The organism is Gemmatimonadota bacterium (assembly GCA_026705765.1).
Classification (GTDB): Bacteria; Latescibacterota; UBA2968; order UBA2968; family UBA2968; genus VXRD01.
This window is the reverse complement of record JAPPAB010000108.1, coordinates 1-20582: the sequence shown is the minus strand read 5'-3', so window position 1 is coordinate 20582 and position 20582 is coordinate 1. Positions and strand designations below refer to the sequence as shown.

At 48.8% G+C, this 20582-nt stretch carries 22 protein-coding genes; 10 read left to right on the top strand and 12 right to left on the bottom strand.

Annotated elements, in window-relative coordinates:
- From OXH16_15235 to OXH16_15225, 3 genes are all read left to right on the top strand, one after another.
- Positions 1-109: ABC transporter ATP-binding protein (locus tag OXH16_15235; GenBank protein MCY3682753.1), on the top strand; the 109-nt coding region annotated here is incomplete at its 5' end.
- A complete protein-coding gene (locus OXH16_15230) occupies positions 106-1275 on the top strand; it encodes a hypothetical protein (GenBank protein ID MCY3682752.1) in 1170 nt (389 codons plus the stop codon). The genes OXH16_15235 and OXH16_15230, both read left to right, overlap by 4 nt.
- Before the next feature lie 485 nt (positions 1276-1760).
- Positions 1761-2147, top strand: a complete 387-nt coding sequence (locus tag OXH16_15225) for a hypothetical protein (protein MCY3682751.1) — start codon at positions 1761-1763, stop codon at positions 2145-2147.
- Between the two features lie 126 nt (positions 2148-2273).
- Here OXH16_15225 and OXH16_15220 read toward each other — a convergent pair whose 3' ends face one another.
- Positions 2274-2546 (bottom strand): hypothetical protein, encoded by a 273-nt coding sequence (locus OXH16_15220; protein MCY3682750.1) that lies wholly within the window; start codon positions 2544-2546, stop codon positions 2274-2276.
- Between the two features lie 477 nt (positions 2547-3023).
- Between OXH16_15220 and OXH16_15215 the strand changes: the two genes are divergently transcribed.
- Positions 3024-3338, top strand: a complete 315-nt coding sequence (locus OXH16_15215) for a transposase (GenBank protein MCY3682749.1) — start codon at positions 3024-3026, stop codon at positions 3336-3338.
- Positions 3339-3760: 422 nt separating this feature from the next.
- Here the strand turns inward: OXH16_15215 and OXH16_15210 are convergent, their stop codons facing one another.
- Entirely contained in the window at positions 3761-4201 is a 441-nt protein-coding gene (locus OXH16_15210) for a hypothetical protein (protein ID MCY3682748.1), read from the bottom strand.
- Positions 4202-4454: 253 nt separating this feature from the next.
- Here OXH16_15210 and OXH16_15205 point away from each other — a divergent pair, with 253 nt between their 5' ends.
- Positions 4455-5318 (top strand): sugar phosphate isomerase/epimerase, encoded by an 864-nt coding sequence (locus OXH16_15205; protein MCY3682747.1) that lies wholly within the window; start codon positions 4455-4457, stop codon positions 5316-5318.
- 56 nt (positions 5319-5374) lie between these two features.
- Here the strand turns inward: OXH16_15205 and sucD are convergent, their stop codons facing one another.
- Together sucD and rpiA are read right to left on the bottom strand one after the other, a co-directional pair.
- Positions 5375-6262 (bottom strand): succinate--CoA ligase subunit alpha, encoded by an 888-nt coding sequence (gene sucD, locus OXH16_15200; GenBank protein MCY3682746.1) that lies wholly within the window; start codon positions 6260-6262, stop codon positions 5375-5377.
- Positions 6263-6355: 93 nt separating this feature from the next.
- Positions 6356-7045, bottom strand: a complete 690-nt coding sequence (rpiA, locus tag OXH16_15195; protein ID MCY3682745.1) for a ribose-5-phosphate isomerase RpiA — start codon at positions 7043-7045, stop codon at positions 6356-6358.
- A gap of 172 nt (positions 7046-7217) precedes the next feature.
- Here rpiA and OXH16_15190 point away from each other — a divergent pair, with 172 nt between their 5' ends.
- A complete protein-coding gene (locus tag OXH16_15190) occupies positions 7218-8054 on the top strand; it encodes an MBL fold metallo-hydrolase (protein ID MCY3682744.1) in 837 nt (278 codons plus the stop codon).
- A gap of 18 nt (positions 8055-8072) precedes the next feature.
- Here OXH16_15190 and OXH16_15185 read toward each other — a convergent pair whose 3' ends face one another.
- Positions 8073-8270 (bottom strand): hypothetical protein, encoded by a 198-nt coding sequence (locus OXH16_15185; GenBank protein MCY3682743.1) that lies wholly within the window; start codon positions 8268-8270, stop codon positions 8073-8075.
- A gap of 354 nt (positions 8271-8624) precedes the next feature.
- On the opposite strand from OXH16_15185, the gene OXH16_15180 reads away from it, so the two are divergent.
- The 3 genes from OXH16_15180 to OXH16_15170 all read left to right on the top strand — a co-directional run bounded on the left by OXH16_15180 (position 8625) and on the right by OXH16_15170 (position 14407).
- A complete protein-coding gene (locus tag OXH16_15180; GenBank protein ID MCY3682742.1) occupies positions 8625-11894 on the top strand; it encodes a BamA/TamA family outer membrane protein in 3270 nt (1089 codons plus the stop codon).
- 170 nt (positions 11895-12064) lie between these two features.
- Positions 12065-12379 (top strand): tetratricopeptide repeat protein, encoded by a 315-nt coding sequence (locus OXH16_15175; GenBank protein ID MCY3682741.1) that lies wholly within the window; start codon positions 12065-12067, stop codon positions 12377-12379.
- A 36-nt stretch (positions 12380-12415) separates the two neighbouring features.
- Positions 12416-14407, top strand: coding sequence for a GWxTD domain-containing protein (locus OXH16_15170; GenBank protein MCY3682740.1), 1992 nt, complete (start codon positions 12416-12418; stop codon positions 14405-14407).
- 11 nt (positions 14408-14418) lie between these two features.
- Here OXH16_15170 and OXH16_15165 read toward each other — a convergent pair whose 3' ends face one another.
- The 7 genes from OXH16_15165 to OXH16_15135 form a co-directional block, all read right to left on the bottom strand.
- The gene (locus tag OXH16_15165) at positions 14419-15414 is read right to left on the bottom strand and encodes a lysylphosphatidylglycerol synthase transmembrane domain-containing protein (GenBank protein MCY3682739.1); all 996 of its coding nucleotides are present in this window, start codon (positions 15412-15414) and stop codon (positions 14419-14421) included.
- A complete protein-coding gene (gene era, locus OXH16_15160; GenBank protein MCY3682738.1) occupies positions 15411-16295 on the bottom strand; it encodes a GTPase Era in 885 nt (294 codons plus the stop codon). The genes OXH16_15165 and era overlap by 4 nt, the downstream gene beginning before the upstream one ends.
- Before the next feature lie 10 nt (positions 16296-16305).
- On the bottom strand, positions 16306-17274 hold the full coding sequence (locus OXH16_15155) for a PorV/PorQ family protein (protein ID MCY3682737.1): 969 nt from the start codon (positions 17272-17274) through the stop codon (positions 16306-16308).
- Entirely contained in the window at positions 17271-17774 is a 504-nt protein-coding gene (locus tag OXH16_15150) for a hypothetical protein (GenBank protein ID MCY3682736.1), read from the bottom strand. The genes OXH16_15155 and OXH16_15150 overlap by 4 nt, the downstream gene beginning before the upstream one ends.
- 14 nt (positions 17775-17788) lie before the next feature.
- Positions 17789-18376: a L,D-transpeptidase gene (locus OXH16_15145; protein ID MCY3682735.1), complete on the bottom strand. Its 588-nt coding sequence runs from the start codon at positions 18374-18376 to the stop codon at positions 17789-17791.
- 83 nt (positions 18377-18459) lie between these two features.
- Complete coding sequence (locus tag OXH16_15140; protein ID MCY3682734.1) at positions 18460-19086, bottom strand: hypothetical protein; 627 nt, start codon at positions 19084-19086, stop codon at positions 18460-18462.
- 142 nt (positions 19087-19228) lie between these two features.
- The gene (locus OXH16_15135; protein ID MCY3682733.1) at positions 19229-20080 is read right to left on the bottom strand and encodes a hypothetical protein; all 852 of its coding nucleotides are present in this window, start codon (positions 20078-20080) and stop codon (positions 19229-19231) included.
- Positions 20081-20334: 254 nt separating this feature from the next.
- Between OXH16_15135 and OXH16_15130 the strand changes: the two genes are divergently transcribed.
- Positions 20335-20582 (top strand): hypothetical protein (locus OXH16_15130; GenBank protein MCY3682732.1); only part of this gene is annotated, 248 nt, incomplete at its 3' end.

The window sequence follows — 20582 nt, the reverse complement described above, 5'->3', positions numbered from 1 at the left end:
AATGACATTTATTTTTTCCACGCACGATCCGATGGTGATGGCGCGCGCGAGGCGGCTGATTACGCTGAAAGACGGAGGGATTGAGCGCGATGAGGTGGGGACGCTATGAGATGGCTTGTTGGGGCAATGATCGCGCTTTTGCCGCAAGCTGTCACGGCTGTACAACTGGGTGGTTTTTACAAGGGTTTTTCCGTCGTTTTTGATTCGCCACAAGTGGGTGTTCCTATAAAGGGTATGGTGAGTAATCGGTTGCGGTTCAATTTCGCCAATGCGTTCAGCGATCATCTGTCGTTTGATCTCGCCTACGACTTTATCCTGCGTATTCAGAATGAGAACCAGGCAGAGGTCCTTACTATTGATCCGCACGATTATCGCGTTGCCGATCTGGAGTCGCCTATTTATTCCGGCTATAATGATCTTATCGGCAGCGTTGGTGTGTTTCAAAACCTCGACCGAGCCAATGTGGCAATGCGTTTGTCATTTGCAGATGTAATTGTCGGACGTCAGGCGATTGCGTGGGGGAGTGCGCGGGTCGTCAATCCGACGGATGTGATCGCGCCGTTTACCTATAGCGAGTTGGATACGGAAGACCGGCCTGGTGTCGATGCCGTGCGCGTGCGCGTCCCGATTGGAGTACTGAGCGAAGTCGATGCGGGGTATGTGTTTGGACGAGACTTCGCGGCTGGTCGAAGCGCATTTTTTGTTCGCGGTCAATTCAATGCGGTGGAGACCGATGTGTCGCCGCTGCTCGTCCATTTCCGCGAGCAGTTGCTCCTGGGTATTGATGTTGCGCGTGGCATTGGGCGTGTTGGTGCGTGGATAGAGGGTGCTCGCGTTTTCACGATGGAACGAGATGTGAGCGACTATTTCCGCGTATCCACGGGCATGGATTACAGTTTCGGTGGCGAGACTTATGGATTCATCGAATACCATTTCAGCGGAGCAGGGGTGCGCGATCCTGAAGATTATCTCGTCAATTTAAATCGCTCGACATATCGCGATGCTGCCGTTTATCTTATGGGTACCTATTACTTCGCACTCGGTATCACACATCAACTCACGCCATTGGTCGCGTCGAGCGGACAGTTTCTCACCAATGTCACGGATCCGTCGTTCTTTTTTTCGCCTGCTATCGAATACAATATCGCGCGGGATTTCTACCTTTCTGCAGGCGCGTTTATCGGCATTGGTGATCGTCCGAAAGGCGAGCATTTTCAATCCGAGTTCGGCGGGTATTCCAATATTCTGTTTTTTTCTTTCCGTATTTACTACTGATGCAATTCAGACTTTTATCATTTACAATGAAGTTCTCGATAAGCTAAAAGCCAATGAAGTGTTCCCGCCGAATAGGTCCGAGTAATTTGATAAGTTTTTCTATCTCTCGTTGAATAAAAGCGGGATTGTCTATATCTTCCTGTGACGGTTTTAGTCCAGAGGATAGAAAATGTCCTGATAGGGCAATCCGAAGGCCATATTCTATTGCCTCTTCAGGGAGGAATGTAGTCTCAACCTCTGATGGTTCACCGATAAACGTGACGAGAAGAACATCGTTAGGCAGTCTGCCAAATTTTATACCTAAGACATCATATCTAGGTATAGCTGTTCCATAGCATTACCTTCCATCATCGCGTAGCGTGTCCGTGATGGCATCTCTCCTGTGTCGCCACGCCAGGAGGATGGGACGAGAACTGCACCTCTGGTCCGCACGGGCAGAATATAGCGTCTGAAAACCACACTGTCGAGCAAAAAAGGAGATAAAGATGATTCAGGGGGCTTGGACGTGCATAAAATTGAGATTTACAACATCAAAGAGGAAACGAAAGAAATACCTCGAGGGGGTGATCCTTCTCGAGATAGATAATGCATTGTCTGGGACCGCTGAATATGTCCCCTCATCGGGCAACCTTAGATTATATCTTTTCGGGAAATTTTCTAATGAGGAGATTCGTGAAGCATTTGAGTCTCTAGCAAAACGGCGCCTCATACAATATACTGAGGATGTTAGAAATGGTATATGGACTGCCAAAAGTATTAGGAAAGTGCCACGCAAGGAGCCAAATTATTTAAGAATGGCTGCTATTTCAGGATTAGTGACTGCTATTGCAACAGCCGTCACAGCAATAATAGCCTTATTCACTTTATTCTGAAGGCACAAATCGAGGAGAGAAAGATGGCTACTCAGGATCAAAAACGAGAGTGGACACCTCTGATTTGTCGTGAGAGTGGTGGTAGACGCATAGATATAGAAGAACTGAGAAAACGAGATGAATTGATCAAAGCGATGGCTTATCCTGATTGGGATAAGCGCGAAGATCAAGGGCAAGGTCCTCTGCCAAGTCGAGATCAATAATGCATTGAAAATCTTGAGGCAGCAAAAAATGTAATGGGTCGCCAATACTACGCAATTTGAAGAACTGGTCTTGCTGATCTTCTCGGACAGTAGATATTTGTAAAAGAAGTTTCGGTGGGTTATCCCGGGTTTTGCCTGTGGTGGTCTCAACTACATGCAATACAGGTATATGCATAGCTTTTGTATATTCTTGCATATTCTGCCCCTTCACATCATAGTGCCCTGAAGGCATCTTGGCCTATCGCCATAGATCAGGATGGGACGAGAGTTGCACCTCTCACCACGCACTCAGGCAGAATATAGCACTACAGGGGTATCTTGTTGAGCAGAATGTTGGAGGTAGGACCACACACAAGGGGGAGGGAAGTTAGGGAGAATGGACTTGACCCGTTTTGGATGCTGTTGCCGAATTCCAAATTCTGTCCATACAGAGCTTGTATTCAGGCCACAAACAGCCGTTTTTACAACTGCTGACTACCTCTCGACCAATTCGGCAACAGCATCGTTTTGGTGGGTACCTTATGAGCCTGTGACCCCGCATGGGGTTGTGTATTAAAAGAACTTGTAGGTGGTAATACGCTTTGATTAGCAAGCAATTATCCCAAAAAAATAGGCATCATAAGCCATTGCGACACAGTAAGTTCCTTAGGAGTAGTTAGAAAGGAGCCCCACTATGCCACCAACACGCCCACCTTATCCGTCCGAGTTGAAGCGCCAAATCATCGAGCTTGTGCGCGCTGGTCGCTCTCCGGCTGAACTGGCCAGAGAGTTTGAGCCGACCGCTCAGACCATCCAAAACTGGATACGCCAGGCTGATCGAGATGAAGGACTTCGAGCAGATGGTCTAACCAGTTCTGAGACAGAAGAGTTGCGTGTTTTTCGACGTGAGAACAAGCAGTTGCGCATTGAGCGCGAGATATTGTCAAAAGCAGCGGCCTGGTTCGCAGCGGAGACCGACGCGATCCCCAAAAAATCTTCGCGTTCGTAAAAGCGCACTAGGCACTCGAAGCGGGGTAACTCCAGTATGCAAGACAGCGTAGTCCTTTTTTTAATCCGCAAAAAATAAGGGCTTATTGTGCAATAGCATAAACCCTTCAAATCAAGCGTTTTTACTGCCTATTGGGCAGTAATTTTTATTAGGCATTTTCTACTTTTCAATCAGATGCCGGGAATAGTCACCCTTAGACATTTTACATGACGCGATGTTGTTGTACTGACTTTTTGTGACCTGCAATTGATCACGTATTGCTTTTAGGGTACCTTGCTTAATATCTTTGTTGCCATGACTCACGGCCGTTCTTATCGCTGGCACTCCTTCAGTTTGCGGAAATTCCCACTTCTCATGTTTTTTCCCTCCCTTTTTAACAAATCCGAGTTTTCTAAGCACTCTTTTTCGATGGTCATTTGTGTTCATACAAGGAAAGCTTTTTTTAAGAATTGATGCCGTTTTTTCTGGAAGCTGAAAACGACAGAATCGGTAGGATCGTTTTTGTTTTTTTTGATGTCTCGGAGGTCGTCAGCAATAAGCTCCACAAGACTGCCTAAAGCATCTTCCCAAGAATCATTGTCACCAGCGATAATATCTGGAAAATCCTCAAAAAATACCGCCCATGATCCATCTGCGAATTCTTCAAAAATAAACGAATACGCTCCGCCAGGTAATGGCAAAGTAATCGAGAATATAGAGATTGGTTCATCTTCTTTTAACGCATTAAGCGAGTCAGTTTCTTCATCTTCAAAAATGTGGCTGATAACTTCTCCAATGCCTCCTTCCTTAAATCGAGTTCTCAACGAATGATAAACCAACCGAGAGGCAGTATTTTCCTCTGGTAGTTGTCTTGTTGCAGACATGAACAACCTCCAGTGTGGTGTGCGCTTTGTTGCGCGTGGGACTTCAGTACTGATTTATGGTACGTCAGTAAATATGTGAGGGAACGTGTGAGGGATCAGTACTGAGTGCGGGTACATAAATTCGGTACATAGATGAGCTTTGTCAACCCGTTTTTCATTGACATCATTTTTTCTTGACTTCACCTTCACAACGCGTTTTCATATCAGCACAGCCGAGACAACTGACAACAGTTTTTTATCAGGAGGTAATACAATGCATGTGGGTATGCGAATCCCGCCGATGGGGCGGGAGATGGGGTTGGAGGGCATTATTCAGTGGGCAGCAGAAAATGGTTTGGGATCAATTGATTTGCCCGAAGTAGATGCTGAGATTCGCAAGCTGTGTGATAGTGCTGGGATTGGGATTGGTACTGTGGATTGGGGGGCAGGTGGTGGGTTGTTGAGCAAAGATGATGGTGCGCGAGAAGAAGCTGTGGCCGCGATGAAAGCGCGCATTCAGGCGGTTGGCGAATACGGTTCAGGGGTGATTTTTTTGTGTTTGGCTCCCGACGATCGATTGCAGGCTCGGGCTGAGACATTTGAAGTGTTCAAACAGGTTTATCCAGAGATTGTGGAAGAGGCAGAAGCACACGAGGTTTTTCTCGCGATTGAGCCCTGGCCTGGCCCGGCACCTGCGTATCCGAATTTGGGTTGTACGCCCGAAACGTTGCGGGCGGTTTTTGAGGTTGTGCCGTCGCCCAATCTGGGTATTTGTTACGATCCGTCACATTTTGCGCGTATCGGCGTCGATTACAAGCGGTTGCTGATGGAGTTTGGCAGCCGGGTGCGGCATGTGCATGCAAAGGATACCGAGTTGTTGGCGGATGGGCTATACGAGTTTGGATGTCTGGGCCAATCGTTTGGTCAGCGCTACGGTTATGGCGAGGGGTGGTGGCGTTACTGCATTCCCGGATGGGGCGTGGTGGATTGGAGATGGGTGATTGCGCGTCTGGAGGAAGTGGGCTATAACGGGCCGCTGGCCATTGAATTGGAAGACCACCGCTACAGCGGCAGTGCCGAGAAGAATGCAGCGGGTATTTTGACTGCGAAAATCTATCTCGAAGATATTTTGGGATGAACCGCTCGATAAGGCAAAGCCCCCACAAGCGATGTACTGTGGGGGCTTTTTGTTTTTTAATTTGATAGGGCGCGTTTCATTGTTGCGCCCATTTCGGCGGGGCTTTCGCACACGTGAATGCCGGCTTCTCGAAGCGCGGCCATTTTGTCGGCGGCGGTGCCCTGTCCGCCGGAGATAATTGCGCCCGCATGTCCCATGCGTCGCCCTGGAGGTGCTGTTTGGCCCGCGATAAAACTGACCACGGGTTTGCCAAAGTGCGCTTTGACATAAGCGGCGGCTTCTTCTTCGGCGGTGCCGCCAATTTCTCCGATCATGATGACGGCGTCTGTATCGGGGTCGTCTTTGAAGAGCGCGAGGCAGTCTGTAAAGGTTGTGCCAATGATGGGGTCACCGCCAATGCCCACACACGACGATTGACCAAAGCCGCTATCGGTGAGTTGCGAGACCGCTTCATAGGTGAGTGTGCCGCTGCGCGAAATGACACCAATGCGACCTTCTCTGTGAATCGCGCCGGGCATAATGCCGATTTTGCACTTGCCCGGAGAAATCAGACCCGGACAATTGGGGCCGATTAAGCGCGTGTTTTTATCGGCCAGATAGTGTTTGGCTTTTAGCATGTCGAGCACGGGTATGTTCTCAGAGATGCAAACGACCAGAGGTAAGCCTGCATCGGCTGCTTCCATGATGGTGTCGGCTGCAAAGGGCGCGGGAACAAAATTGGCCGATGCCGTGGCACCTGTTTGTTTTACTGCATCGGTTACAGTGTCATAAACGGGTATGCCTTCCACGCTCTCGCCGCCTTTGCCCGCGTTGACCACGCCGACGACACGAGTGCCGTAATCTACCATTTGTTCCAGGTGAAATCGCGCTTCGCCACCCATTGCTCTGCTGCTGGAAAAGCTCTGGATGATTACGCGGGTGTTGTTGTCAATGAGGATGCTCATAAAACTTGTTCCTTGTGGTTGAAATACGAATCAGCGAATCAACGAATCAACGGCGGTGCTCATAGTGGTTTTGGGCGGCGGAGCGGGGTTCGTCTATTCGTCTATTCGCGCTTCTTTAGTTCGTTCTTCGATTGTGCCATCTGTTTTGCCGATGATGATGCGATCCGTCAGGCCAATAAAAAGACCGCATTCGACCACGCCGCACAAGGCGTTGATTTTTGCTTCGAGCGCGGGCGGGTCGTCAATGCGACCAAAATCGCAATCGATGATGTAATTGCCGTTGTCTGTGACAAAAGGCGTGTTGTCCTGCGCGTTGCGAAGTGTGGGATGACACCCCAGGTCCGCGAGCAGGCCTTGTATGGCTTGCCAGCCAAATGGAATGACCTCGACGGGCAGGGGAAAAGCGCCCAGGTGCGCCACGGGTTTGGATTCGTCGGCGACGATGATTTCTCTGTCGGATAGAGAGGCGACGATTTTTTCTCGCAACAGCGCGCCGCCGCCACCTTTTATGAGGTTAAAGTCCGGGTCGAATTCATCCGCGCCGTCAATGGTCAGGTCAATGCGGGGAACTTTGCCGAAGTCGGTGAGTGGGATATTTTCCGATTCCGCCTGAATGCGCGATTGCTCTGAGGTGGGTATGCCGCATATATCGAGTCCTTCCGCGATGCGCTGGCCGAGCTTTTGAATTGCAAAAAAAGCCGTTGATCCCGTGCCCAGACCGACGATCATGCCATCTTCGACATATTCGGCTGCTCGTTCTCCTGATAATTGCTTGGGGTTAATTGTCATATCTGTTCTATCCTTTGTGATAAAAACAAGCGAAAAGATAAACGGAAGATAGTGATTTGGCAATGATTTTGATCCATACAGGCACAGTATTTTTTTATTTATTTTTTGGGGAAATTGTCATACTCTATCAAATGGGAGGACACTGTGATTAAATTCGGAGAAAAATATGGCTTATCGCACATTGGAAGATTTTTTTGGTGATATTGTGGGGAAAGCGCGTCGAGGACAGGGGATTTCGGAATCGGAACTGGCGCAACAGGTGGGGCTTAGTGTTCGACAAATTGGACAAATAGAATCGTACGATCTGACGCCCGATGATCAGGCCGTTTGCCGACTTGCAGACGCACTTCATCTCGATGGCGAAAAATTGGTGGAGGTGGCGCGTGGCTGGGTGCCAACAAAGGGCAATGCGGCGTTTGAAGATGAGAATATACGGGTTGACCGATTGATTCTCGATGCGGGTATGACGGTGAATTGTTATGTACTAACATGTAAGGCGTCGGGCAAAGGAGCTGTGATTGATCCCGGTGGTCAGGCAGAGTTGATTTTGGATGCGATTGCCGATATACAGGTGACGCACATTTTGCTCACACACGGGCACGGCGATCACGTTGGGGCACTCGAAGCAGTTGCCGATGCGACACAGGCGCAGGTATGTGGTTGCGAGCGCGATTTTACTTTGATGGGCGGGCGCAGCAGGCGGGTGACGGAACGCGTGGATGAAGGGTGGCAAACAGCGATTGGCGAGCTCGATATTGATACGGTGAGTTTGCCCGGGCACACGGGCGGTGGTATTGGGTATTATACCGCACCTGTGTTTTTTTCGGGCGATGCGCTATTTGCGGGTTCTCTGGGAGGGGCGAGGGGAGATGCCTACCGAGGGCAAATCCAGGCCGTGCGTGCGAAGGTGTTCTCTCTACCGGGAGAAACGACGATTTTTCCCGGTCATGGTCCGATTACGTCTGTAGCGCAAGAACTGGCGCACAATCCCTATTTTGTTTGAGATGGATCCGGGGACTTTTTATTCTTTTTCGGATGCCTGGGTTTCAACCCATTGTCCAATGGCCTGGCGAATGGATTCGACGGCGGCTTTTTTGCGCTCAAGGCGGTCAATATGCACGCGTAGCTGATCGATTTGTGCGTCGAGTTCTTGAAGCTCACCATTTGCTGCTTCAAGTGCTTGTTCATACAGGGGTTCGCTATGGGTCGATTCTGCCATGAAGTAAGCTCCTTGTAGTATGAGAAATGAAGTGCGCGATCCAGCTAAACATAACCTGTGTGGCCTTGTGTCGTCAAGCGCGAAAAAGTCCGCTCGCCGTTGTTTTGTGAAATCGGTGTATTTTTTTGGTTTTACAATCCGTTACAATTTATTACAATTTTCCTGGGAACGAAGTGGCTCTGCCAGTTGTTTAATGCCGTACATACTGATTCTTAAAAGACATGCAACTTTCTTTTTATTTATGCATTTAAAAAAAGGTAGTAAATTCCGATATTATAGTGGGCGTTGAGAGTATGTCAACGCTGTCTCACAGGGATATTTCTCACTGTTGATTTCGTTGCAAAGGAGCTAATCATGGCTCGGTGGTGTCTTTTCGTGCGAAGCGCAATATGCGTCCTCATTTTGGGTATTTCAAGCTCTGCTTTTGGACAAGAATATTTTGGCAAAAACAAGGTGAATTACAGCCAGTATACGTGGCATTATATCGACAGTGAACACTTCACGGTTTATTTTGACAAGGGTTCACTGGGGCTGGCCGAGTTTGTTGCCAAAGAAGCCGAAAGATCTCTGGTACACATTGAGAAAACGCTGAAATACACGATGAAGGATCGCTATCCCATTGTTATTTACAATTCTCACAATGGGTTTTCGGTGTCGAATATTATCAGCGGGGAACAGTCTGAGTTTACGGGCGGATATACCGAGTTTGCACAGGGGCGCGTGGTGATTCCCTTTACGGGGTCTTATGGAGATTTGCAGCATGTCATTCATCACGAACTCGTTCACGCTGTTACAATTGAGTTGTGGACCGGTGGCGGCTGGTTGGGGTCTCTGGTTTCGCAAACATCGACGTTACCGCCGCTGTGGATTGCCGAGGGCATTGCCGAGTACGTATCTCGATATGGTTGGCATAAGGAGCACGACAATTTTATGCGCGATGCAACCATTACCGGATATGTGCCGACTATCGAAATGATGTCCATGAGTTATTTTGCCTATCCCGGTGGCAATTCAGTTTTTTACATGATAGAGCAGGAATACGGCAAGGACAAAGTGGCATCTTTTATTTCTTCTTTCCGCACGGCCAAAAGTCCCGATAAAGCACTCAAAGCATCTCTGGGATTTGGGATGAAAGAATTGGAGGAAAAATATCAGTTGTGGCTCAAGCGGCAATACTGGAATGAGATCAATTTGCGCCATACGCCCAAAGAGATGGCAACAAATTTGACAGAGCACGAAGATAGGCGTTCGGCGTATAATTTAGCTGCTGCGTTATCTCCACAAGGCGATAAGGTCGCGTATTTGACCGACCGGAATGGCACATTTGATATTTATTTGATGTCGGCGATTGATGGCAAAGACCTGGGGCGTTTGGTCGAGGGACAAAAATCGTCTGCTTTTGAGTCGATGTTTGTTTTGCGGCCCGGATTTACCTGGTCGCCGGATGGTCGGCACATTGCATTCGCCGCTAAATCGAATAATAAAAATACCCTGTATATCCTCGAAGTGAAAAATAAACAGATTCGCAAGCGCTTTAAGTTTGACCTCGATGGTTTGTTTGAACCCACCTGGTCGCCAGATGGGAAAAAAATAGCCGTCGCGGGTATTAAAGATGGCTGGTCCGATGTCTATGTGGTCGATTTGAACGATGAGTCGCTTACGCGGCTTACAAATGACCCCTATGACGAACGGCATCTGGATTGGTCGCCCGACGGCACCTGGATTGCCATGAGTTCTGATCGTCCCGATACCCATTTGGAGTTCAGCGGGGGGAAGGATTTTGCTTTTGGTCAGTACGATATTTTCTTACTGCGTACAGATGGCTCCGAGATGCGCCGCATTGTCGCGTCTGAAGATGCCGAAGATTCGCATCCCGTGTGGGGTGCCGATAGCAAACACGTCGCTTTTGTTTCTGACCGCACGGGAGTGGGCAATATCTATATTGCAAATGTTGACAGTACGCAGGAGATATATCCCATTACCAATTTGCTGTCGGGGGCGCAATATCTCGATTGGTCAGCCGATGGCAAAAAGATCGTGTTCAATGCATTTCACAAGGGTGCCCTGGATATATTTGTGATGCGCGACCCACTTGTAGAGCGAAAAGAAATGGCGGATTTGCCGCGCACCCGGTTTGTCAAGCGCCTTGCCGGCGAAGATGAAAAGATGTTTGTCGAGTTACAAAAGGAAAAATATGCGAGCCGTAAGATTGACAAAGTAGAAGCCGACAGCACTGCGGTTGATTCGACAGCCGAAAAAACAGAAAAGAAAGTGGCGCAGTGGATTTCCGATCAGGAAGCACTTGCAGCGGCAGAGAGTGCTCCTGCCGATAGCACGGCTGAGATCGATACTACGCATCCGGTAGCAGGCAGTCCAGAAGAAATGGCCGATACCGGCAAACAAGGGGTGAAAAACTGGGGTGAAAAGGAATTTCTGGTAAAAAAATACAAGCTGAAATTCAAGCCCGAACTGTTTGGTGCTCAGGCGGGATTTGATACGTTCTACGGTGTGAGTAGCTCTATTGTATTGTCAGTGAGTGATGTGATGGGCGATCACCGCGCCACATTGGTGACGAGTCTGAATTTTTCGCTCAAAGACAGCGATTTTCTACTCGCGTATGCTTATTTGAAGAATCGCACAAATTACGGGGCGCAACTTTTTCACACGCGGTTCTTTTTCTTTGATAGTACAGGTCGCCTGACTGCGGATCGATATTACGGGCTTTCGGGGATGCTTGAGCGTCCATTTAACCGGTTCGCCCGTTTGGAACTCAGTTCGCGTTTTGTTTCTGTTGATCGCGAAGAGGTGTTTACCGATAGAAGTACTAACCCGTATTATCAGCCGGGCTTTCGCGGCGTTGGGCGGTTTACGAGTCAATTGATCAACCGCCGTCGGGCGGCTATCGGCGAGGTGGCTCTGGTGGGCGATAGTGCGCTGTACAGTTTGTTTGGCGCCGTAGATGGGCATCGATATCGGTTGAATTTTGAAGGTTCTGGCGTGGGTATGAAATTTGCCACATTTACGCTGGATTATCGCAAGTATATGCGGTTGTTAAACGAATATACCTTTGCCATCCGAATGTCGGGCGGAACGAGTTATGGTCCCAACAGCACCGTGTTTTTCCTGGGCGGTGTGAACAATCCAGTCAATCCGACATTTTCAACCATTGCCAGTGTCGATCAGGATCGCATATTTTTCTCTTCTTACGTCTGGCCCCTGCGAGGCGCGAGATTGCTCGAAATGGCGGGTGATTCTTATGTGCTGGCCAATGTCGCATTTCGGTTCCCGCTTATCCGGCAATTGGCCATGGGCTGGCCCCTACCATTTTTCTTCCAGAATGTACAGGGCGAATTGTTCTTCGACATTGGAGGTGCTTTTGACCGCGCCAATTGGAGAGATGGGTGGGTCGCCCGAGATGGAGGGTTTGAGCTCAATACGCCGCAAAACTTTAATACGCCGGAAATCAGGAAGACAAGACCGCAGATAGCCGCCGGGTATGGGTTTGGGGTGCGGGTAAATTTGGGCTATTTCCTGTTTCGATACGATCTGGCATGGCCTACGGATCTCGCAGAAACATATCATCCACACCAGTATTTCTCAATTGATTTCACGGGCTTGTTCTAATCGCAGATGGACGCAGATAAAAGGTGAGATTAAGTTTGGGGTTGGATGAAAACCGATGAGGAGAGGCGTGTTGTACGTCTCTCCTTTTTTTGTCAGGTTGATAGATGGTGATTTTTTTTGTATTATTTGAAGTGGCCAAAGTGAGAAAGATTTTTCATGAGGGATTTGTTATGGCAGCTAAAGAGTATTACATGGTGGGGTTGAGTAAGTTGGGGACTGGGGATTTAGAAGGCGCAATTGTCGAATTTGAGAAGGCGGTGTCTGAAGATGCCTCGTTTTACATGGCGCATCTGGGATGGGCACAGGCACTGGATCGGCAGGGGAAGATTGACGAGGCGATTGAACAGGTCAACTGCGCTTTGCAAATTGTTCCCGATGAGGCTCTCGCACATACGAGTCTGTCGCGGTTATATCAGCAGAAAGGGATGATTGAAGAGGCTGAAAAGGAAATGGCTATTTCTCACCAACTTTCTCAAAATATTTGAAAAATGACGCGTGTATTGAAAATGAGGACGTCCTGTTTGGGCGTCCTTTCTGTTTTTGTGTTGATGGCTTGTGTGACAGCAAATGCAAATTCGGTTGATTCGCTGCTGGCATGCGCGCAACGCGATACGTCAAAATCGCTTGACTACCGCATTGGTTTGCTTCGAAAAGCACTCCGTGTGGATGGCGATCGCGCAGATGTCTGTGCGGCATTGGGCGCGTTGTTTATCCAAAAGAATACGCCTGCGAGCAGGTTGCGTGCAGATCGCTATATTTATCGCGCGATTGTATTGGATCCAGAGAATATAGAATATCATCTGTCTTACGCGACTCTGCAGCGCAAAAAGGGCTTTCGTTACAATGCCATGCGATATTTTGAAAAGGTACTCCGCATGGATTCAACGCAGGTTGATGCAGCCTGTGAAGTAGGCGATTATTATTTGCAGGATATGTTGAAATACGTCGATGCGCGACGTTTTGACGGAGGTGGGAGTATGCGGTCTTTTGCAATGGAGAGTGTGCAAACGGCCGCGAATTATTACCACTACGCACTCGCACATGATCCCTATTGCAGGCGCGCGTATTACGGGTTGGGTATGCTGAGTATAGAGGGTGGATATAAAGAGGATTTGATTGTTATTGCGCAGGCACTTTTAGACCGGTGGCCGCAGGATCGGGATGGGCTTTTGTTTTTGGGATTGGGGTATTATGCGGCTGAAAAGTACGAGGCGGCAGGCAAAGCGTTTGATCGCGCGTACGCACAGATGGATTCGGTTGGGCAGGCTGCGATGACTTCAATAGAATTGTTGGGTGGTGGGGATGAGGCACCTGCGCTTTTTTGGCAAATGCGCGATCCTTTGTTTCTCACACCTGTGAACGAGAGAAAGCTGGCACATCGTGGGCGGGTTGCTTATGCAAATTTGAGATTTGGTTTGCCCGATGAGGGGATTGCGGGTTGGGAAACGGATATGGGCAAGGTCTGGATTCGCTATGGTCGCTATGTCAATCGCGTGAGAACACTTATTCCGCACCGGGAAATCTGGACATACGAAGATTTTTCAATGAACTTTTTTTCCTATGATTCTGTGCATTGGAAATTGGAATTGATGAAGGATGAGCGATGGGCACTCGCTCCGGGTGGATGGGGCAGAAGTCAGATTCTGTCGCCCAATTTTTATTTACCCGAGCGCTATGTCGATCCATATCGAGATCAGAAATACGGATTACCCGTACAGGTGGGATTTTTCAAAGCTGAAGAAGGACAGGTCAAGGTGGCTTTCTCGTGGGGCATCCCCAAGCGCGAGTTGCAGTATCTCAAGCTCTATGAGACCTATCAGGTTGATTTAGATGCTGGTATTTTTGTTCATAGAAGCGATGGGGAAGAGATAACGGGTATCAGGTGGCAGCCAGAGGTATTTCGAGATGTTTGGACCGATTCATTGAAGGAGCGGTATTTGTTGGGGCAACGCGACCTGATTTTGGCACCAGGGCAACAAGATGCCGATTCACTTGCGCTATCTTTAGAAATTAAAGATGTGGAAAAGAAAACAGTGGGCGTGTTCCGCGATACCGTTTTTGTACAGGCATTTCCCGATGATGTGATTTCTATGAGTTCTGTGTTGTTGGCTTCACATGCAGGAGATGGCAAAGAGGGGATAGAAGTCATCCCCAATCCGTTGCGAACTTTTGGCGCAGACGAGTTGTTGTATATCTATTTTGAGATTTACAATCTGGTACGCGATGAGTTTGGGCAGACCGATTTTTCTGTGACGTACAGAGTAGGCCCACCAGATTTGCGGCGTTTTTCCGATAAGCGAGATAGAAAGGCGATTGAGCAACTGGGTATAAGTGATGACAGGTGGCGTATTTCCGTTAGTACAGATTATCGAGGAAGGGAGATGCAGGAGCCGGTTTATTTATCCGTTGATTTAAGTGAGTTGGGGCCTGGCGTGCATCTGTTATCTATAGTTGTCACTGACCGTCAAACGGGTTTACAGGCCTGGCGAGAAACGCTGTTTCGCATTTTGTGACGTCAGGGGACCTATTTTTTAGCTTTTTTGTACCAGAGGAGTCTGATCAGTGGGGGGCCGCCAAATAAAAGAAAGCCGAGGATTGCGACTGCATGTACCGACGTGGCAAATGCCAATGCGATTTCTGTTGGCACATGGTAGAAATGGTGGAGCGTTTCGGCACAAAAGAAATGATAGGAGCCTATACCACCCGGTGAGGGAAAGACAAATCCGATCGTGGCGATGGTCATTACAACCATAGCTTCAAACAGACCGAGGTTGTACTTATGTGATAATCCAAAACTGTAGAAGGGCAAGTACATGGCAAACAAATAAAGGCTATTGAGAATCAGGGTTGATACCAGAATTCCCGCGTAGCCTTCTACAGTGTGAATAGCTCTCATGCCCTGTAAAAAAGAACGCAAAATATGGGTTGCACCATCGGCCAGCCTGGGAGAGAGGCGCGCCAGCAGGCGGTGGAAAATGGACAGGCCGCGTTCTCCGCGGGCTGAGAGCAGTCCCAAAAATACGAAAGCAAACAAAATGATGGGTAATGTCAGTAAGGCGATTGGTTCAAGCCAGGGAAATGCCGCGCCGATCTGCTCTCTGGCAAAAAATAAAACCACGCCCAAGATGATCAAGAGGGTGAGTATGTCGAGCAAGCGTTCTACAATTACTGTCGCCAGGATTGCACTGATGCCGGTGGGGTGATCCCTTTCGAGGGCAAGGGCACGGGCGACTTCGCCAGCACGAGGGAATACGACATTGCCCGCATAGGCGACCATGACAGCCCAAAATGCCGCGCGAATGGAAATATTTGGGGCAACGGGTGATAGCAAAATGCGCCAGCGCCAGGCGCGCGGCAAGCCCGACGCAATGATGATGATGGCCGATAGGAGTAACCACAGGGGATTGGCAGTTTGCAGAGCCTCTTCGAGACGCACCCATTTGACATCTCTAAACGCTGCCCAGAGAAAGCCCCCCATTAACACGAGACTTGCTGCGAGTTTGAGAAAATTTTTCATCATAGACCATATCCCAGGCTGCGAAGGGCGGTGTCTTTTTTGCGCCAGTTTTCATAGACTTTGACATGCAGGTCGAGGTAAATTGGGTGTTCCAAAAATGCCTCGATTTTTTTTCGTGCCCGATGTCCAATGGTTTTAAGGGTTTTTCCCCCTCGTCCTATGACAATGCCTTTTTGTGAATTGCGTTCGACAATGATATTGGCCTGAATATAGACTTTGGAGCGGTTTTCTTCGAAAGCCTCAATGTCGATTGCCGTTGCATAGGGCAATTCCTGGCGCAGGTGATGGAAGACTTCCTCTCGAATGAGTTCCGCGACAAAAAATCTTTCGGGCTGTTCGGTGAGCATATCTTCCGGATAGTATTGTGGGCCTTCCGGCAGTGCATGGCGCAAAGCTGTGTGAAGGGCTTGTATGCCCTGACCGCTAATGGCCGCCACGGATAAAACGGTCTGTGGTGAGCGTGATGTGCGAATCTGTTGCTCGCAGCGTTGGGCTTGCGCGTGCGATATGAGGTCAGTCTTGTTTACAGCAATGATTTTGGGAATATTCCATTGTTCGAAGATTTGTCGTACTTCGGTGTCATAGGAAGTATCAAATTTTGAGCCATCGACAATGCCCAAAAGCACATCGGCACTTTGATATGCACGCCCGATTTGTCGGTTCATAAATTCGTGAAGGCGATAGCGCGCAGACAAGATACCGGGGGTATCGAGAAATATCATTTGGGTCTGTTTATCTGTCACAATGCCCAGGATATTATTACGGGTCGTTTGGGGTTTGGGCGAAATAATGGATAGGCGCTCCCCCACGAGTGCATTAAAAAGCGTGGATTTGCCGACATTGGTGCGTCCCGCGATTATGACATATCCAGATTTGAAAGCCATCACTGTCCAATCAAAAAAATAAAGAGGCGGAGATACGGTACGTGTTGTCGAGTTGGTCGTGTTCCATGAAGGCGAGATCTACGCCAAATCGACGGAATTGCAGGCCAGTGCCCGCTGTAAAGTGTCCGTCTTTGTATCCGAGGCGAAATGCGAGGCGGTGTTGCAGGCGGTATTCTATTCCCAGTTGTATGCTGCGCGTTTTTTCCCGTGTCGATTTTTTGTCATTCAGGTGCGTGCTAAAACTGATAATCATATCGCCGCCGGGCATCCTGCGTTGGAGGGCAGAGCCAATGAGAAGAGACGGCGAAATGTGATCCGCAATGCCATTGGGAAATGCAATGCGCGTCTTTGTGAGATCGCGTATTGTCGCGCCAATGCGAAACGTCGAGGCGGGCAGATAGAGCAGGCCGATGTCCAGGCCAAAGCCGCTTCCAATGCCTACGCTGAGATCGCGTCTGATCATTTTTATACCCGCCCCAAGACGCAATTTATCTGTGATATGCCGCCCATAAGCGATTCTAAAGACAAAATCAGCAGTGCCGATTTTATCAATTATTACGGGTCGGTTGTCTGGGCCAATTGGACGATCTGGATCTTCCAGACCTGTCAGCGCAATCCCATCAACGCCAGCGCGAACAATACCCAGGCCAATGCCGCCTCTTTTTATAGGCAAGCGCAATGCAAAAATATCGTGATTTATACTGCCGCCAAATTGCTCGGCATGTTGTATGTGAATCTCTCGTTTGAGTGGTAATGAACTTTTGCCTGCCCTGGAATACACCTCTGGGGTAAGTCCTGCGGGATTCCAATAGACTGCTGTTGCATCAAGACTGAGCGCGACATAAGCACTGCCCATGCCCAGAGCGCGAGCACCGGCACCCAATAAGAGAGGATCACCTGCATAATGGGATGTCTGTGCCTGGATTGGACTTGTAAGCGCGCACATGTAATACAACGCCAGGGTCGCAAAGCGTTTCAATGATTGGCCTCTGCATGGGGAATGAAGATGGCGATATTGCCGGGACGCAACGCCGATCCCAGGGCTTTGATATCGACAGGAGATAAAGAGATGTGCGGTATGTCACCTGTTGAAATTCCGTCCGCTCGAATGACGAGGTTTGGCGCAAAATAGAGGCGGGAACGATGGCGAGGCCCTTCTATCAGACGTCCGGAGAAGTCGAGGGGAAAAAGCCGCCCGCGAAGTCTCAGATTTGCATTGCCGGGTTCAACCGAGATGGGGTCAATTCTGTTCACAAAGCGATAGCTCTGGGTGTGGCGTTCCTCTATGGGCGACGAGTTGAGAATGGCGCACGTTCTCAGTACATTGCCCTGAGCTTTGAAGTGAATTTGCTTTGACGGAATGTCGATGATAAGGTAGAAATCGTCTGGTGCTGTTTTAACCTGCTCCAGTTCGCGAATAAGGGCTTCGCGGTAGTTTTGGAGAACGATTGTGTCCTGACCAAATACATGGGTTTCCACAAGAAGCAAACAAATTAGTAGATATAGACCCGGTCGCCAACTTGTAGTGAGCGATACACAAAGGCCAGGTCTTCGTCGTTGAGGCGAATACATCCGTGCGTGATATGCCGTCCGAGCAATGTGGGATAAAGGGTGCCGTGAATTTCGTACCCGTCGCCCAATTCAAGGGCGTAGGCCCCTAAGGTTGTCCGGTCGAGGCGCCGAAACTCCCAGGGCAATACAGTGGGTTCTTCTCCACTTTCGACAAAGGCCCACAGGGGCTTGGCCCAGATGGGGTCTGTCACTTTGTGCAAAATAGTTCTGATACCCAACGGGGTGTGAAATTGCCAGCGCGCCGAAGCACCTGGATGAAGTAGTACTTTGCCGCTACCTGTCGCACACGTCGCTTCTCGTATCATCTGGTTGTTGTGCCAAACTTGAAGGCGGTTGTGTACGGTATCAATAACGATGTAGGTTTCTGTTGCGTGTCGTTTTAATGCTTCTTGGAGTGATGCGATATCGGCTTTGAGTCGCTCGATATCCGTTTCTCGTGCAGGTAGATGCAGGGAAAAGCTGAAGAACAGATAGAGTGCCAGTAATAATATGGTGTGAAAGCTGTGCATGATGTATGGCTTAGAAATTGCAAAACCGAGGTGCTTTTTGCGCGCCTCGGTTTTTGTCTTTTTAGAAAGATATTTGGATGGTGTTACAGGCGGAAATACCAGGGTTTATGTCGTTCTTTCCAGTCTTCGATTTTCTGAAGCGCGACCGAAACAGCCCCCTGAACACCAGTAAGTTTGGTTTCTGCATCCTGCGCTTGAGCGAGCGCATCTCTGTATTGCCCATTATCGAGGCTACCGCGTGCGTCGCTTATGCTGGTCTCGGCCTGATTCAGGTCGGCGTTGAGCTGATCGAGATCATCGTCTGCGCCTTTTCCCCGAGGTGCCTCGCCCAAACTGACTCTGGTGTCTGAAATTCCGGGCATGACGCGCTCGATAATCGCCTGGGTATCGGCCTCCAGTTGCCTGTTGGTGTCAGCTTCTGATTTTGCGCTATTAGCTAACTCCAGAGCATCTACATAAAGAGGCTCAGCTTCATCAAATTTATTGAAGAAGAAGAACTTTTTCTCTTCAAACTTCTTGGCGGCACTATCTATGGCAGCGGTTGCTATGCGATATGATTCAGGCGCATAAGTCTCGGCCATAGATGCCTGTGCTGCAGCATAAGCGGCCTCAGTATCCGCTTTTAATTTTACCAATTCTTCGGAAGGCCCACAACCCGTTATGGCAAATGCCATAACCAGAACAGTGCAAAGGCTTAAAATGGATCGCATCCTGAGACTCCTTGAGTGTGTTGTCAATAAAGGCTTTACGCATTGTTTTCTTTGCGGAAGATAAAACACAAATTTCCGCTTGTCAACACCAATTTTGGGATATGGGAAATGGTATTGAGCCGTCGGTGATGTTGTATTTTATTTATCGCCGTTCACTTTTTTTATAAAAAAGTTTGTTCAGTGGGCTTTTGGGAGACGTGAGGTATTTGGCTTCATCGGGTGTCAGAGCTTTGTCAAATACGGCGATTTCGTCGATTTGTCCGGGGTATTTGTAATGATTAAATCGCATCACGAGGTTTTCTATATCCCAGGTCAGGTTCTGCTGAAGCGGACCTTTGCGCCCTGCTTCCTCGCCATCTATATACAGCACCCATTCAGCATCGGCCTTGCCGCTGTTAAAGTTAGACCAGGTAATCGCGATGTGATGCCAGTCGTTTGCACGCCAGTTGATGGGAATAGCAATCACGTATTTAGCGACCTCCTGGTCGCCAATTTCCCGTTGTTTGTCGGGATAGCATCCAAACCGAAGTGTGCCATCGGCTTTTTTGAAATCGACGAATACAACCGCATCATCCCACGGATATTTTTCACCGTCTTTTTTCCCAATATGAAAAGGTTCGGGGTAGTTGGATTCAAAGCTGGCGATATCGGTTTGGAGCCAGAATGCAATGCTGCCAGACCACGCGCTGTTTGAGCTGTAGGCGAGGTTGTTTTTTCCGCTGTAATTGAGTGCGCTGGCATCTGGATTAAAAGCCAGATACCCATCGGGATTGCCGCCTTGCTTGATGTGGTTGGTGTTGGCTGTGTCAAAGGTGGCCAATGGGTCGCCGAGGCTGTCGAGGGCATCCACGCCTTTTTCAAAGTTGGCAAAAAAAAGTATGTGTGCTCGCAAGCTCTCTTCAATGGCTTTTTCGGGGCCACCACAGGCTGTTGTGATTACTAAAAATATGAGGGTTAGAGTGCCGCGAGATAGCTGGGGAAGGTGGAGCGACATGTGTAAAGTCTCCTCAAAAAAAGAAGTTCAGCGTATTATTGAAGTTAAATGCACAAGTTGATATACTCTCAAAACGCAGGTATGTCAATACCAAAATATACGACGTTACAAAGATAGCTTAAATACTCGAAAAATCAATAGCTGAGATACTCGGAAACTCCGTCTCGGAAATTGTCTTGACATCTCAAAAGTTATTTGTTAGCATAAATTCAATTTTCCCAAAATGTTTGGCATTCACAACAGGAGTCTCCTCGATGCGTAAAATCGGCACAGGCATTCTCTGGGTCATCACGATTTTGATGTTGTCTTCGGTGACCGTTTTTAATCCGGGACAGGTGACGGATTTTTTTGTCACGCTTTTTAATATTAAACCGAGTATCCCCGAACTCAAGCCCATAGAAATTTCAGAACGCGATCGGGAAATTCGGTCCATTGCCGAGTCTGTCACAGAAGAAGATGTTCGCCAGGTTATTACCGACCTGTCGGGACTGGGATCTCGTGT

Bases quoted from the DNA above. Each gene is read 5' to 3' on its own strand.
- OXH16_15190 (MCY3682744.1), top strand. From the start codon at position 7,218: ATGGCTTATCGCACATTGGAAGATTTTTTTGGTGATATTGTGGGGAAA.
- OXH16_15180 (MCY3682742.1), top strand. From the start codon at position 8,625: ATGGCTCGGTGGTGTCTTTTCGTGCGAAGCGCAATATGCGTCCTCATT.
- OXH16_15185 (MCY3682743.1), bottom strand. From the start codon at position 8,270: ATGGCAGAATCGACCCATAGCGAACCCCTGTATGAACAAGCACTTGAA.
- OXH16_15215 (MCY3682749.1), top strand. From the start codon at position 3,024: ATGCCACCAACACGCCCACCTTATCCGTCCGAGTTGAAGCGCCAAATC.
- OXH16_15140 (MCY3682734.1), bottom strand. From the start codon at position 19,086: ATGCGATCCATTTTAAGCCTTTGCACTGTTCTGGTTATGGCATTTGCC.
- OXH16_15225 (MCY3682751.1), top strand. From the start codon at position 1,761: ATGATTCAGGGGGCTTGGACGTGCATAAAATTGAGATTTACAACATCA.
- OXH16_15175 (MCY3682741.1), top strand. From the start codon at position 12,065: ATGGCAGCTAAAGAGTATTACATGGTGGGGTTGAGTAAGTTGGGGACT.
- OXH16_15165 (MCY3682739.1), bottom strand. From the start codon at position 15,414: ATGATGAAAAATTTTCTCAAACTCGCAGCAAGTCTCGTGTTAATGGGG.
- sucD (MCY3682746.1), bottom strand. From the start codon at position 6,262: ATGAGCATCCTCATTGACAACAACACCCGCGTAATCATCCAGAGCTTT.
- OXH16_15205 (MCY3682747.1), top strand. From the start codon at position 4,455: ATGCATGTGGGTATGCGAATCCCGCCGATGGGGCGGGAGATGGGGTTG.
- OXH16_15135 (MCY3682733.1), bottom strand. From the start codon at position 20,080: ATGTCGCTCCACCTTCCCCAGCTATCTCGCGGCACTCTAACCCTCATA.
- OXH16_15145 (MCY3682735.1), bottom strand. From the start codon at position 18,376: ATGCACAGCTTTCACACCATATTATTACTGGCACTCTATCTGTTCTTC.
- OXH16_15210 (MCY3682748.1), bottom strand. From the start codon at position 4,201: ATGTCTGCAACAAGACAACTACCAGAGGAAAATACTGCCTCTCGGTTG.
- era (MCY3682738.1), bottom strand. From the start codon at position 16,295: ATGGCTTTCAAATCTGGATATGTCATAATCGCGGGACGCACCAATGTC.
- OXH16_15230 (MCY3682752.1), top strand. From the start codon at position 106: ATGAGATGGCTTGTTGGGGCAATGATCGCGCTTTTGCCGCAAGCTGTC.
- OXH16_15220 (MCY3682750.1), bottom strand. From the start codon at position 2,546: ATGCAAGAATATACAAAAGCTATGCATATACCTGTATTGCATGTAGTT.